Source organism: Collinsella sp. AF31-11 (assembly GCF_003475605.1).
Lineage (GTDB): Bacteria > Actinomycetota > Coriobacteriia > Coriobacteriales > Coriobacteriaceae > Collinsella.
This window is the reverse complement of sequence record NZ_QRQS01000001.1, coordinates 210253-223525: the sequence shown is the minus strand read 5'-3', so window position 1 is coordinate 223525 and position 13273 is coordinate 210253. Positions and strand designations below refer to the sequence as shown.

Here is a 13273-nt window from a genome sequence, read left to right as displayed (position 1 = left end):
AACGAGCTAAATCGGACCGCCGAAGCATCGACACTTTGAGTGTTGTTAGTGTCGGAAAAATTTAGCCAAATATAGTCGGCCGAGATTGACCAATCCCGGCCGACCCATTTTGGCCAACACGCCCGCATCTATGACTTTCCTATCGCATTCCTACATCCCCTCGGGCTGGATCCCCCTCACCTTCACCGCCTGGGGGACGGCCTCCACCGAGTACGTGTCGAGCCCCCTGCCGCGGTAGCTCGGGCCCCGCATCACGAACACCGACGCCTTGTCGAGCAGCCTGTCGAGGGCGGCGTGTTGGCGCCACCAGCGTAGTGGCGGCGGGGAGGCACGGTGGCCATTATTCGGTGACCGGGATTGGTCAAAATCGGTTGACTATTAGCGGCTAAAATCGCCCGGCGCTAACAGTGTGTCGTTTCCTGCGGTTTCGGTGCTGAAATCCTGCGATTTTGCGGCCGAAAAATGCGGATGTTTCAGGGGTCCAAAAACAGCCGTTCACTTCTCGGGAAAAGTATTAGACCTCGATAGCGGGGGATGGGGTGCCGGTGCAAAACGGCGTCAAGGGTTGGTCGAGCAGGCGGTTTCTTTATTGATGTCTGCACGACATGTGACACTTACCCTGTCGCCCTGTTCTGCCGCGGCGGCATGTACCTGAACAACGACCCTCTAAGGAGCTCGATAGTAATGAGTGACAACACCAAGCATCTCGCAAAGAAGTACGTCAAGGACGCGGGGCCGTGCCTCGTGCTGTGCCTTGCCGGCGCAGCGGTCGCGCTGCTGGCTGTTCTGGGGCCGTTCGACGTGCTCCGAAGTGCCGTCTCTCTACACATTTGCATGGCCCTTGCCGGCGCCATGATGACCGGCAGCGCGCTCGATCTGGTTTTTTGGGTGCTTGACCCGTTTGGATGGAAGAACGAGGGGTAAGCCCTAAGGGATGGAAGGGCTGGAACGGTTGGCTTAGTGATCGTGCAGAATGCGGGCTAGCGACTTACAGGGAAGTGGTGATCCGATGACGGTCTATGTGACGGGCGATATTCACGGCGGCGTCGACATGCAAAAGCTGCGCGACTGGGATCTTGGGGATAGTTTGACGAGCGACGACTATCTCATCATCGCGGGCGACTTTGGCTTTCTGTGGGATTTCTCTGCCGAGGAATGCGCCGACATCGCTTGGCTGGAGTCGCGCCCCTATACCGTGCTGTTCATCGACGGCAACCACGAGCGTTTCGATCACTGGGCGGAGCGACCCATGGAGTTGTGGCACGGTGGGCTGACGCAGCGCCTGTCGGATACCTCTCCCGTACGGCGCCTGACGCGCGGCGAGGTTTTGGAACTCGATGGCTCAACGATCTTTACCATGGGCGGTGCCACGAGTGTTGACAAGGAAAACTGCATACCGTATTCCAGCTGGTGGCCGCAGGAGCTGCCGGACGAGCGCAACTTTGAGGAGGCACGGACAAAGCTCGGCAGCGTGGGCTGGAAGGTCGACTACGTAATCACCCACACTGCTCCACGCGCATGCTTTCGTCCACGTTCTATCCGGCGTCCGGCTGGAATTACCCCGCCGTTGATCGGCTTACGGCATTTTTCGATGAGCTGGAAGATCGCTTGGACTACAAGCGCTGGTATTACGGGCATTTCCATCGGGATGCCAACCCGGCCGAGCGCCATACCGTGCTCTACGACTGCATCGTTCGCCTGGGCGACGAACTCCAGCCCTGGGATGTTGCGTAGGGGTGGGCATAGCGAGAACTTCATACGATACCTTGGGTAGTTACCCTACATTTCAGTAGTGATCTTTATTTGTAGGGTAACTTAGGGCATGCTGGGAGCTGGAGGAGATGTCGCCCGACGATCTAAAGTTTCAGCGCCATTCGGTTGGTGCCCGGTAGGGTGGCGAAGCCAAAATGTTCATAGAATGCTGCCGCCTCATCATCTACTGGATCGACAACTAAAGCTCGCGCTCCTGCTAGGGCAGAAATTTTCAAGGCGTTCTCGATGGCATCTTTGAGCAGTGAAGCTCCAAGACCAAGCCCCTTGAACTTCTCATCGACCCCCATCATTCCAAGCAGCACTGTGGGGACTTGGGAGGGGGAGTTTCGCACGAACCATCCTCCATCAACATTTTCGCGAGCCACGGAGTGCGTGCACAACGTATAAAACCCAGCGACTGCGCCGTCGCAATACGATGCGTATATAACTGCTGATCCTCTTCTTCGCGCCGAGGCTGATCTGTTTTTAGCCCATCCGTCTACAAGAGTATTTCCGCAGTGGAAAGCCTCGATGCCTTGGCCAACGGGGAGTTGAACGGGCTTGGTAAATGTGCTCATTCCCAAACCGCTTTACGGTCAAGCAGCGCTTTTGCGGCTTGGGGCATGGGGGAATCGAGCATTTCGCAAAATGCATCGAAACCATCAGGAGAAAGATAGGTTGTTGATGCCTCGGCGATATCACGTGCGGAGCTCTCGTCAAGGTGGGCTGTGGCCCATTGGGTGAGAGTTTGCCCGCGCAAGGCCGCGGCGCGCTCGTAAGTAAGGCGTTGACGTTCGGTCAACCTTAGATCCATACGGCGTTGTTTCTCAATCGTTGGCATGGCAAAAACCTCCTTGGCACAATTGTACGGAATTATTCCGTACATAACAAGACGCAGAATTATGTCCTCGTTGAGGGGGGCGAGGGGGCGGGGCGTATTTGACTACTCGGCCATTACGGTGATGTTCTCGCGGTGTGCGCGGATGACGTCCCAGCTAAAGTGCTCGGCCAGCTGCTCGGCAGAGCGCGGTGTGGTGTCCGGCGCGATGCCCGTTTGTCCGGCGAGCCAGCCCAGCAGCGCTCCGGGCGTGCCAAAGCGGGCGCGGAGTTCGCCTAGGTCCAGATCGCGGTCGCGCTTGGAAAGGCGGCGGCCGTCCGGCGACATGAGCAGCGGAATGTGCGCGTAGTGCGGCGTGGCAAGTCCCAGCAGATGCTGCAGGTAGATCTGGCGGGGCGTGGAGCCCAGCAGGTCGCATCCGCGCACGACCTCGGTAACACCCATGGCGGCGTCGTCGACCACCACGGCTAGCTGATAGGCAAAAACGCCGTCGCTGCGGCGGACCAAAAAGTCGCCGCACTCGGTGGCGAGTGCTTCGCATTGGGCGCCGTACGTGCGGTCAACAAATTCGACCACGTCGTCGGCGAGGTCATCGACGGCGGGCACGCGCAGGCGTGTGGCCGGGGCGCGCAGAGCACTGCGGCGTGCAACTTCTTCGGCAGAAAGAGCGCGGCAGGCGCCGCGGTAGATGGGCGTGCCGTCGCTGGCGTGCGGCGCGCTTGCGGCGTGGAGCTCGGCGCGCGTGCAAAAGCAGGGATAGGTGAGGCCGGCGTCTTGCAGCTGGCGCAAGGCGGCTTCGTACAGGTCTAGGCGATCGTGCTGATAGTAGGGGCCTTCGTCCCACTCGAGCCCCAGCCAGGCCAAGTCGTCAATCAGTTGAACGGCAAGCTCCGGTCGCTTGCAGCGATCGTCGAGGTCCTCGATGCGCAACACGATGCTGCCGCCCTGGCTGCGGGCCGAAAGCCACGCGCACAAGCAACTGAACACGTTGCCCAGGTGCATGCGGCCCGAGGGCGACGGGGCAAAGCGGCCCACGACGGGGGTGGGCACTGCCGTTGCCGGTGCGACCGCGGCGGGTGTTGCTATGTTGCGTGCGTTGATATCCATGCGGACGAGTATAGCGCGGGGCGCGGTGGGGGAGACGTTGCCGTGGCCTGCAAGTTGCCGAGGCCGCGCGTTGCGCGTGTCGAACCACCGGCTCGACAGCTCGATCGCCGCCCGCCAGCCCAACCTCTCAAACGACAGAAACCCCGGCAGCTCTTCGCAACTGCCGGGGTTTCCGCGGAAAAGGGGGACATGATCCTCGAGCGAACGGGAAAGGGGCAACCGTTTTCGCTCAACTGCTTTATGCCCCTCGGTTGGCGGCTCAATCAGCGCGTGCCGCGCCCACACAAAGCCGCTACACCTGTGACGGTGCTGTGAAGTGGTATCTATTGCTGGCGCGGGCCATGCCAAGGAGTGTCCCTAATGACTAGTCATTTAAGAACGTCCCCAATGACTAACTGCCGGGGTGCGGGCGTGACTTTTGTCCCGTTTTGACACTCCGCTGACCTAGATGTTCGTCACATGAACCCGCAAACGTGGGACAATGACGCTACTGGTATCACAGACAAAGGATGTGCCTATGAACGCCCCCGTTGCCAAGACCTGCCGGCAGCGCCACCTGTTTGCGCGATTCGCTTCCGTCTGCGCACTCGTCGCGCTTGCGTTGTTGCTACTGCCTGCCGCCGCGCACGCCGACGGCTACTCCATGACCCAAACCTATATCGGTGCCACGGTTGAAGCCGATGGATCGCTGACCGTTGTCGAGGGACGCCAGTTTGATTTCGATGACGATATCAACGGCGTGTATTGGGATATCAATACGGGCACCAACCAGCAGGGCGGCACGGCGGGCGTCGATGTGCTGAGCGTCGAGGAAGACGATGCCGCGTTTAGCAGGGTCGACTATGCAAACAAAGGCGACAGCGGCGTCTATACGGTTGAGCAGTCCGACGGCAGCGTAAGGATCAAGGTTTTCAGCCCCCACGAGAGCGACGACAGCGCGATCTATTACGTGAGCTACACCATGACCGGTGCGGTTATGAACTGGGCCGATACCGCCGAGCTCTACTGGAAGTTCGTGGGTGACGGCTGGTCTGCGAATTCCGACGACGTCGAGATGGAAGTTTACTTCGCGGACGGTGCCATCGGAACGCCAGCGAGCAAGGGCGATAACTTCCGCGCATGGGGCCACGGCCCGCTGACGGGCGACGTATCGCTCGATGCGGACAAACCCATGGTCACCTACACCATTCCGTGCGTGCACGAGGGCGAATTTGCCGAGGCGCGCATCGCCTTCCCCAGCGACTGGGTGCCAGGACTTTCCGCCTCGAGCGAGGAGCGCATGCCGACAATCCTGAGCGAGGAGAAGACATGGGCCGAGGAGGCCAACGCCCGCCGCGCCCGCGCCCGCATGATCGCAAATACGCTTGCCGCGGTAAGTGTTGTCGCGGCGGTGACCTTTACCGGCGTAATCGTCGTGCTCAAGCTGCGCCGTCGCAAGCCAAAGCCGCTTTTCCAAGATGAATACTTCCGCGACGTGCCCTCGGCCGACCATCCCGCGGTGCTTGCAGCTCTTATGAGCTGGAACGACGTGCCCGATCAGGCATATATCGCCACGCTGATGAAGCTGACCGACGACCGCGTGATCAAGCTAGAAGAAGCGACCGAGACCAAGAAGAAGGGTCTGCTCCGTCGCGAAAAAGAGGAGCGGACGTATCGCATCACAGTGACCGACGAGGCCTGGAAGGCTGCCAAGAAGGACGGCATCGATCGCGACGTGCTCAAGGTCTTCTTCGCTGGCGTTAAGCCCGATAAAGACGGCGTCCGTTCGCGCACGTTTAGCGAGCTGGAGGAGTATGCCAGCGAGCGTACTGAATCTGTTGGCGACAAGCTCGAGGACTATCAGAGCACGGTTAAGGGCAAGCTGGAGGAGCGCGAGTTTATCGCATCGGATGGCACTATCGCGATGGTGGCCGGCCTGGTTCTCGGCATCATCATTGTCTTTGGCATTTTGGGTTCTCTGTTCTATACCGACTTTGCGGACGCCAACGTCGGTGCCGCTATGATCTCGATCCCCGTCACGATTGTGGGTTTTGTCCTGAGCTGCACCTTCCGCCGTTACACGCCGGAGGGCGCCGAGGTGGCGGCTCGCTGCAAGGCGCTCAAGCATTGGCTCGAGGACTTTACGCGCCTGAAGGAGGCCATCCCCAGCGACCTGATCTTGTGGAACAAACTGCTGGTGATGGGCGTGGCGCTGGGCGTTTCGAAAGAAGTGCTGCGACAGCTGGCCGAGGCAGTGCCTGCGGACCTGCGCAATAGCGACGATTTCTACGACAACTACCCCTGCTACTGGTGGTATTACCATCACTACGGCAACGAGTCTCCGCTCGATTCGTTCAACGATGTGTATCACGAGACCATCCGCGAGCTGGCTTCGAGTTCCGACAGCTCGAGCGGCGGCGGAGGCGGTGGCTTCTCGGGCGGCGGAGGCGGCGGTGCCGGCGGAGGCGGCGGCGGAACGTTCTAGCGGTCCTAAATTACGGGATGGGCTTTTCTCGACAGCCGTCGGGGAAGCCCGTCCCTTTCTTATGTGCCGAGATGGGACGTTCTTGAATGACTAGGTGTGGCTGCCGGGTTTAGGCGGTTAGGTCCAGCTCGTAGAGGAAGCTTTCGCGCGGCATGTCGTGGCGGCGCTCTTCTCGGTTGGCGCGGTGCGTTGCCGTGCGCTTAAAGCCGTGCAGCTCGTAGAACTTCCACGAGCAGTTGGAGTCGGTGTACAGGTGCGCCCTCGTCGCTCCGCGCGAGGACAGGTGCGAGACCGCAGCATCGAGCAACACCGAGCCGACGCCCAAGCCATGGACATCGCGATCCACGGCAAGCAGCGTGACCTCGTTGTCGTGTGGCAGGGGGCTGCTTTCGAGCAGACGGTTGTTGGTGCGGATGGTTGCGCGCACAAACGAGAGATACTCGGCGCAGGCATCGGGCTCCAGCTCGCGCATCTGCGATAGCAGCGCGCGCTCGGTATCCATCCAATGTTCCTTGACGGTGGCGCCGGAGCTTTGCCCCGCACGCGCGAGCGCGATGCCGCGCGCCTGACCGTCGATGACGGCAACCTGCGAAAACGTCGACGACGAAAGGCAATAGGCGAGGTCGCACGCGGCCTCGAGGCGGTTGTACTCATCGTTATCCGAATTGTTATGCCAAAGCTGCTGCAGAATCAGCGCGATGGCGTCGAAGTCTTCGGTGTCAAACGGTCGGTAGAGAACCCGCGAGACCATGGTGCCTCTTTCTTTTGCGGATGCATATCGAGCACAGTTCTACCACGCCATTGGCATCTAATTATGGTGCCCCTGTGTTCCATGAACTCACCGTGCCCGGTGCCGCACCATACCCTCCGCTCGCAAGCTTTTTCTGCACATGCGGCCGTTGCGGGGTGCATCGATGCGCTCGATGCGCTACATTAAATCAGTATTTTCAATGCCGCTGCGCGAGCGCTGCAGATCGACGTATCACCGACTCACAGAGCACGGCGGCGTACCAGACAGGAGGACTGCATGGGATCTGATGTGAAGATCGCCCGCGCGTTGATCTCGGTTACCGATAAGACGGGCGTCGTCGATTTCGCACGGACGCTGGTCGATGACTTTGGCGTCGAGATCATCTCTACGGGCGGTACGGCTCGTGCTATCGAGGATGCGGGCGTTCCCGTGACCCCCATCGAGGAGTTCACGGGCTATCCCGAGATGATGGACGGCCGCGTTAAGACCCTGCACCCCAAGGTTCACGGCGCGCTGCTGGCCCGCCGCGATTCCGAGCAGCACATGCAGGAGGCGGCTCAGCACGGCATTAAGCTGATCGACCTGGTCGTCGTCAACCTGTACGAGTTCGAGAAGACCGTCGCCAACCCCGAGGTCACCTTTGCGGACGCCATCGAGCACATCGACATCGGCGGTCCCTCCATGCTGCGCTCTGCCGCCAAGAACGCTGCGAGCGTTACCGTCATCTCCGATCCGGCCGACTACGACGCCGTCCTGGCAGAGATGCACGAGACCGGCGGTTGCACCACGCTTTCCACCCGTCGTCGTCTGCAGGTGAAGGTCTACCAGACCACTGCCGCCTACGACACGGCTATCTCCCGTTGGCTTGCCGCCCAGGCAGGCGACGTGGCGGACACTTCTGCCAGGCTCGAGGTTTCGCTCGAGAAGGTCGACGACCTGCGCTATGGCGAGAACCCGCAGCAAAAGGCCACGGTCTATCGCTTTGCCGAGGGCTGCGAGAACACCGCGAGCTCGCAGTTCCCGCTCGTTGGCTCCGAGCAGATTCAGGGCAAGCCGCTCAGCTACAACAACTATCTGGACGCCGACGCCGCTTGGAACCTGGTCCGCGAGTTCGACGAGCCTGCCTGTGTGATCCTCAAGCACCAGAACCCCTGCGGTTCCGCCGTTGCAGAGGACATCACGGCTGCCTACGACCGCGCTTTTGCCTGCGATCCCAAGAGCGCCTTTGGCGGCATCATCGCTTGCAACCGCGAGGTTCCCTTTGAGTTGGTTGAGCACTTTGCCGATCAGAACAAGCAGTTCGTTGAGGTCATCATCGCCCCGAGTTACACCGCCGAGGCGCTCGAGCGCATGGCCAAGCGCCCCAACCTGCGCGTGCTGGCTACCGGCGGCGTGGACCACGGCGCCAAGGTGGAGCTGCGCTCCATCGACGGCGGCATGCTGGTGCAGGAGGTCGACCACGTGACCGAGGACCCCGCGACCTTTACGTTCCCCACCGACCGCAAGCCCACCGACGCCGAGATGGCCGAGCTCGAGTTTGCCTGGAAGGTCTGCAAGGGCGTTAAGTCCAACGCCATTCTGGTCTCCAAGGGCAAGGCCGGCATTGGCATGGGCCCGGGTCAGCCCAACCGCGTTGACTCCGCGCTGCTTGCCTGCGAGCGCGCCGAGGACTTCTGCGAGCGCGAGGGCGTGGAGAAGGGCGGCTTTGCCTGCGCAAGCGATGCGTTCTTCCCGTTCCGCGACAACGTCGACGTGCTTGCCGCTCACGGCGTGACCTGCATCATCCAGCCCGGCGGCTCCAAGCGCGACGACGAGAGTATCCAGGCCTGCAACGAGCACAATATCGCTATGGTGTTTACGGGCGCCCGCCACTTTAGGCACTAAGTTTCGCCACGGGACAAAATAATCTCTGCAAAAGACGGCCGCTCCGTTTGGAGGGCCGTCTTTTTGGTATAAGAGGACGGAATGACTAACACGAAAGGGATGACCATGCCCCAGATTGATGATGCCGAGCTGTTTGGCAATGCCGAGGACCAGCGCGCGTACGAGGACTTTTGCGCCAATCAGGAGGCGGTTGAGAAGTTTACGCTCGACGAGCCCGCGCTCGTGTGCCGGTGGCGCATGTCCAACAAAAAGGTACCCATGCTCAACCGTCACATCCGTGCGCTGTCCGAGCGCTTGGTGCAGGGCGAGCCGCTCACCCGTAACATGCTCAGCTGGGCAAAGCAGCACGTTGAGTGGTCGCTTGCCGAGGGCGATTACACCGCGCACGACGGCGTGCTCATGCTAGTGATCGACGTCAACGGCAATGCCGCCATGACGGTGGGCGAGTACGAGCCGCTGGCCGATACTTCGGCCAAGGCGCTGCGTGCCCGCTCTGCCGAGGCCCGCTCCGAGGCCGACGAAACCGGCGTGGCGCCCGAGTTGCTCGCTTCCGTCAACGACGGAGAGCTGGCCTTTGTGGCGCCGGCGGACGAGTGCCTGTGCGGTACGGCGACGCTCATCGAGCAGCTGGCCCAGACCAAGGGCATCTCGGTCACGCGCGTAGACATTCCCGCGCAGCTCAAGGGTGCTTTGTTTCTGGTGAGCGACGAGCACGGCGTGGTTCCCGCTGCCGATGCCGACGCTGCCGAGGCGGACGCTGCTATGGTCACCTTCTTCGCCGACGGTTACGAAAAGCTCCGCGCCCGCCGCTAAATGATTTTTCTGGCGCGGGGATTTTATAATCATTTGATCCCCGCACCCGTTGCGAGCGAGGGCGAGTCGAACCTTTCGTTCGCGAACAGTTCTGTCACCTTGTTGCCGCGCGAGGCGCGTGCCGGCGACTTCGCGGCAATAATGGCTGTAAGACAACTAAGAGGGGAGCGTAATCCATGGCGCTGATCTATATCGTTGAGGACGACGAGCCCATTCGTCGCGAGCTCGCCGACATCCTTGCCCGTGCTGGTTTTGAGGTCGAGTCCTGCGAATCGTTTGAGCACGTCTCGCGCGATATTCTCGCTGCCGCGCCCGACCTGGTGCTGCTCGACCTCACGCTTCCTGTCAAAGACGGCCAGCACATCTGCCACGAAGTCCGCCGCGAATCCGAGGTCCCCATCATCGTCCTTACGTCGCGCACGACCGAAATCGACGAGGTCATGGCCATGACACTCGGCGCGGACGACTTTATTTCCAAGCCCTATAGCGCGCGCGTGCTCGTGGCGCGCATCAACGCGCTGCTGCGCCGCACCACGTCGGCAGGCGAGCACAGCACCATGGTCCACAAGGGGTTGGAGCTCGACCTTGCCCGCTCCACGGTCACCAATACGGCAACCGGTGACAGTACCGAGCTCACCAAAAACGAACTGCGCATTCTCTCGCTGCTCTTGGGTCGCGTGGGCAAGATTGTCTCGCGCTCGGCCATCATGCAGGACCTGTGGGATTCCGATGCCTTTGTGGACGACAACACGCTCACCGTCAATATCAATCGCTTGCGTGCGACGCTCGACAAGATCGGCGTCAAGGGGTACCTCACCACGCACCGCGGCCAAGGCTATTCGGTTTAGGGTCCGGCCATGTCGTTTGGCAAGTTCTTTAAAGACGCGTTGCTGCCCGTTGCCGTGTGGACGTGCGGCGTGCTACTGAGCTGCTTTGTGCTGACGGTGGCCGGCGCCCCCGCATCCATCGTGATCGTGGCGGTTGGCGTGTCCTTTATCTTTGGCGTACTGGGTATCGTGATCGAATATGCGCGCCGTCGCCGCTTTCTGCACCAGCTGGAGCGTGCGGCCGAGGAGCTGGAGAGCCCCGCGTGGGTGCAGGAGATGGTGCAATGCCCAACCTATGCCGAGGGCGAGCTCGAGTACGAGGTTCTGCGCCGGGTGGGCAAAGCCGCTTGCGATGAGGTTGCCGAAGGCCGGCGTCAGACCGATGACTATCGCGACTATATCGAGAGCTGGGTCCACGAGGCCAAGCTGCCCCTGGCGGCAGCCCATCTGATTTTGGAAAACTTGGACGGCAGCGAAGACGACCTGTCGCGCGTGGATGACCTGGGTCGCGAGCTGGATCGCGTGGAGCGCTATATCGACCAGGCGCTGTACTATGCGCGCTCGGAAGTCGTGGAGCGCGATTACCTGATTCGCCGCTGGGATCTTAAGACCTTGGTGGCGGGTGCGATTAAGGCCAACGCGCGCGAGCTCATTGCGGCGCACGTGGCTCCGGTGTGCGAGAACCTCGATTTCGAGGTCTTTACCGACGAGAAGTGGCTCGAGTTTATCCTGGGCCAGCTCATTCAGAACAGCATTAAATATGCGTGCGAGGACGGCGCGAAGATCGTGTTTTCGGGCGCGTTGCTGGACGAGGGCTTGGCAAGCGAGCGCATTGAGCTTGCCGTCGCCGATAACGGCTGCGGCGTGTGTGCGGCAGACCTGCCACGCGTGTTCGAGAAGGGCTTTACCGGCGACAATGGCCGCACCACCAAGCGTGCAACGGGCATCGGCCTCTACCTGGTGGCGCGCCTGTGCTCCAAGATGGGCATCGACGTCACCGCAGCGTCCGACCCCGGCGAAGGCTTTGTCGTTACGTTTGCCTTCTCGACGAACAAGTTCCAATACTTTGAGTAGCCGGCCCGTATGGCGCGGCCGATCGGAATCTTCCCGTCTGGGAACAAATCGGGGGCTTTTAACAACTATATTCCTGAACGGGAACATTGCTAATGAAGTCGATACTATATTCTCGTACATGAACATAGCTTAGTAGTTTTATACTGTGTTCACGAATAGGAATATAGCTAGGAGCATCATGAGAACAGTGACAACGATTAAAAAGCTGGATGGGCGCATCAAGCTCAAGCCGTCAGAAGCTGCTTTCTCGGAGCGCATGGTTTTCGATCCGGCCGAGATGGGGAAGGCCCTCAGGCTCAGAAGGCGTGAGCTTGGCTTAACTCAACGTGACGTCGCGACTATGACGGGTCGCAGCCTTCGTGTGATCGGTGATATCGAGCGGGGGCGGACAACGGTCGAAATTGGCGTCATTTTCGACTACGCCTCCATCGTGGATATCGATTTTATTCTGAAGGTGAGGGGAAAATAATGGATGGCGCACTGTTCGTTCATCGTGAGTTTAATGGTTCCTACCAGCTGGTTGGCGTATTAGAGGAAAACGCCGGGCTTCCGATATTCGCCTATGACCCCAAGTATCTCGAGAGTGCTGATGCGGCCCCGATTTCGGCCTCGCTGCCTTTGTCGGCCGAGGCGTTCAGCCCGGACGTAACGGGCTCCTTTTTCTCTGGCATCATTCCAGAGGGGCAGCTTAATAGGGACCTCGAGAAAAGGGCGCGAGCGGAACGCGGAGATTACTTTAAGGTGCTCGATTTGGTCCGCGATGAACCCGTCGGCGCTCTTGTTTTGACGCGAGAGCCTTCGGCCGAGGGTCTCGAAATGGGCTATGAAGAGATAGATGGGGAGCGGCTAAGCAGGCTGGCATACGCACCGGCGGAGGTTGCTTTTGACTTAGCGCTAGAGAGTCGAATCTCCCTTGCGGGTGCTCAGGCGAAGGTTGGCCTTTACCATACGGGCGATGACCCGTGCGGCGGATGGTACCTGCCTCATGGAGCGGCTCCATCTACGCACATCCTCAAGGCGGGGTCGAAAACGTTTCCGGGCGAGACGGTGTGTGAAGCAATGTGCGTTAGAGCCGCATCTCTGATGGACCTATCGGCCGAAGAATGCTTTCTAATCCGGGTTGAGGACGCCGAGCCGATTATCGCTGTGAAGCGATTTGATCGAGTAACGTCGGATGACGGACGCTCGGTTGATGGATTGCCAATTCCATATCGTTTGCACCAGGAAGATGTTTGTCAGGCCAAGGGTATCTCGCGTGAGCTTAAATATGAGCCGACGGGCGTCAATTATCTGGGACTTATCGTCGATGCGGTGCGAAGGGTGTCGACTAATCAAATGGAGGATAGGTTCCTTATCGGCTATAACCAGCTGTTCGATTATGCCGTAGGTAACTGCGATAACCATCTTAAGAACTGGTCGCTCGTGTGGGACGAAAGTTGGAAACAAGTGAGGTTGGCGCCGCTCTATGACGTGCTGTGCACAACGGTTTACCCCAGCCTTGTTCGCGAGATGGGCGTCTCGTTTGGTGGGAGCCGGAAGATCGACGATGTAACGCGCGGATCGGTGATGAACCAAATGATCGAGGCGGGTTTGCCCGCGGGAATCGTTGCCGGGATGATAGCCGACACCTGCAATGAGGTTCCAGACGCACTAAGAGACGCCGCGCGCGGTCTCAAAGAAGATGGTTTTCCCGAGGCGGAGGTAATGTTCGAGAAGATCATTCCAGAAGTACAAGCCCGTCTAAGCAGGATCGCCTCATAACA

General features: G+C 60.0%; 13 protein-coding genes. 9 read left to right on the top strand and 4 right to left on the bottom strand.

Features of this window, described 5'->3' with window-relative positions:
- The first annotated feature begins 684 nt into the window (after positions 1-684).
- The gene (locus tag DWZ22_RS01015; RefSeq protein ID WP_117735535.1) at positions 685-924 is read left to right on the top strand and encodes a hypothetical protein; all 240 of its coding nucleotides are present in this window, start codon (positions 685-687) and stop codon (positions 922-924) included.
- Positions 925-1009: 85 nt separating this feature from the next.
- A complete protein-coding gene (locus DWZ22_RS01010; RefSeq protein WP_233546415.1) occupies positions 1010-1774 on the top strand; it encodes a metallophosphoesterase in 765 nt (254 codons plus the stop codon).
- Positions 1775-1856: 82 nt separating this feature from the next.
- On the opposite strand, the gene DWZ22_RS01005 is transcribed toward DWZ22_RS01010, so the two are convergent.
- The 3 genes from DWZ22_RS01005 to gluQRS form a co-directional block, all read right to left on the bottom strand.
- Positions 1857-2330, bottom strand: coding sequence for a GNAT family N-acetyltransferase (locus tag DWZ22_RS01005; protein WP_082435587.1), 474 nt, complete (start codon positions 2328-2330; stop codon positions 1857-1859).
- Positions 2327-2593 (bottom strand): DUF1778 domain-containing protein, encoded by a 267-nt coding sequence (locus DWZ22_RS01000; protein WP_158550249.1) that lies wholly within the window; start codon positions 2591-2593, stop codon positions 2327-2329. The genes DWZ22_RS01005 and DWZ22_RS01000 overlap by 4 nt, the downstream gene beginning before the upstream one ends.
- A gap of 102 nt (positions 2594-2695) precedes the next feature.
- Positions 2696-3697, bottom strand: a complete 1002-nt coding sequence (gluQRS, locus tag DWZ22_RS00995; protein ID WP_118405203.1) for a tRNA glutamyl-Q(34) synthetase GluQRS — start codon at positions 3695-3697, stop codon at positions 2696-2698.
- Between the two features lie 517 nt (positions 3698-4214).
- On the opposite strand from gluQRS, the gene DWZ22_RS00990 reads away from it, so the two are divergent.
- Positions 4215-6161: a DUF2207 domain-containing protein gene (locus DWZ22_RS00990; protein ID WP_158564847.1), complete on the top strand. Its 1947-nt coding sequence runs from the start codon at positions 4215-4217 to the stop codon at positions 6159-6161.
- 109 nt (positions 6162-6270) lie between these two features.
- On the opposite strand, the gene DWZ22_RS00985 is transcribed toward DWZ22_RS00990, so the two are convergent.
- Positions 6271-6912: a GNAT family N-acetyltransferase gene (locus tag DWZ22_RS00985; RefSeq protein WP_117794142.1), complete on the bottom strand. Its 642-nt coding sequence runs from the start codon at positions 6910-6912 to the stop codon at positions 6271-6273.
- Positions 6913-7188: 276 nt separating this feature from the next.
- On the opposite strand from DWZ22_RS00985, the gene purH reads away from it, so the two are divergent.
- The 6 genes from purH to DWZ22_RS00955 all read left to right on the top strand — a co-directional run bounded on the left by purH (position 7189) and on the right by DWZ22_RS00955 (position 13271).
- Positions 7189-8796 carry a bifunctional phosphoribosylaminoimidazolecarboxamide formyltransferase/IMP cyclohydrolase gene (gene purH, locus DWZ22_RS00980; RefSeq protein WP_118405202.1) on the top strand — a complete coding sequence of 536 codons (1608 nt, stop codon included), beginning with the start codon at positions 7189-7191 and terminating at the stop codon, positions 8794-8796.
- 105 nt (positions 8797-8901) lie between these two features.
- A complete protein-coding gene (locus DWZ22_RS00975) occupies positions 8902-9609 on the top strand; it encodes a hypothetical protein (RefSeq protein WP_233541726.1) in 708 nt (235 codons plus the stop codon).
- Between the two features lie 176 nt (positions 9610-9785).
- A complete protein-coding gene (locus DWZ22_RS00970) occupies positions 9786-10457 on the top strand; it encodes a response regulator transcription factor (RefSeq protein ID WP_117794140.1) in 672 nt (223 codons plus the stop codon).
- A 9-nt stretch (positions 10458-10466) separates the two neighbouring features.
- The gene (locus DWZ22_RS00965) at positions 10467-11510 is read left to right on the top strand and encodes a sensor histidine kinase (RefSeq protein WP_117735527.1); all 1044 of its coding nucleotides are present in this window, start codon (positions 10467-10469) and stop codon (positions 11508-11510) included.
- A 178-nt stretch (positions 11511-11688) separates the two neighbouring features.
- Entirely contained in the window at positions 11689-11979 is a 291-nt protein-coding gene (locus DWZ22_RS00960; protein ID WP_082435520.1) for a helix-turn-helix domain-containing protein, read from the top strand.
- A complete protein-coding gene (locus DWZ22_RS00955; RefSeq protein ID WP_117735526.1) occupies positions 11979-13271 on the top strand; it encodes a HipA domain-containing protein in 1293 nt (430 codons plus the stop codon). Before DWZ22_RS00960 ends, DWZ22_RS00955 begins: the two co-directional genes overlap by 1 nt.
- The last annotated feature ends 2 nt before the right edge of the window (positions 13272-13273 follow it).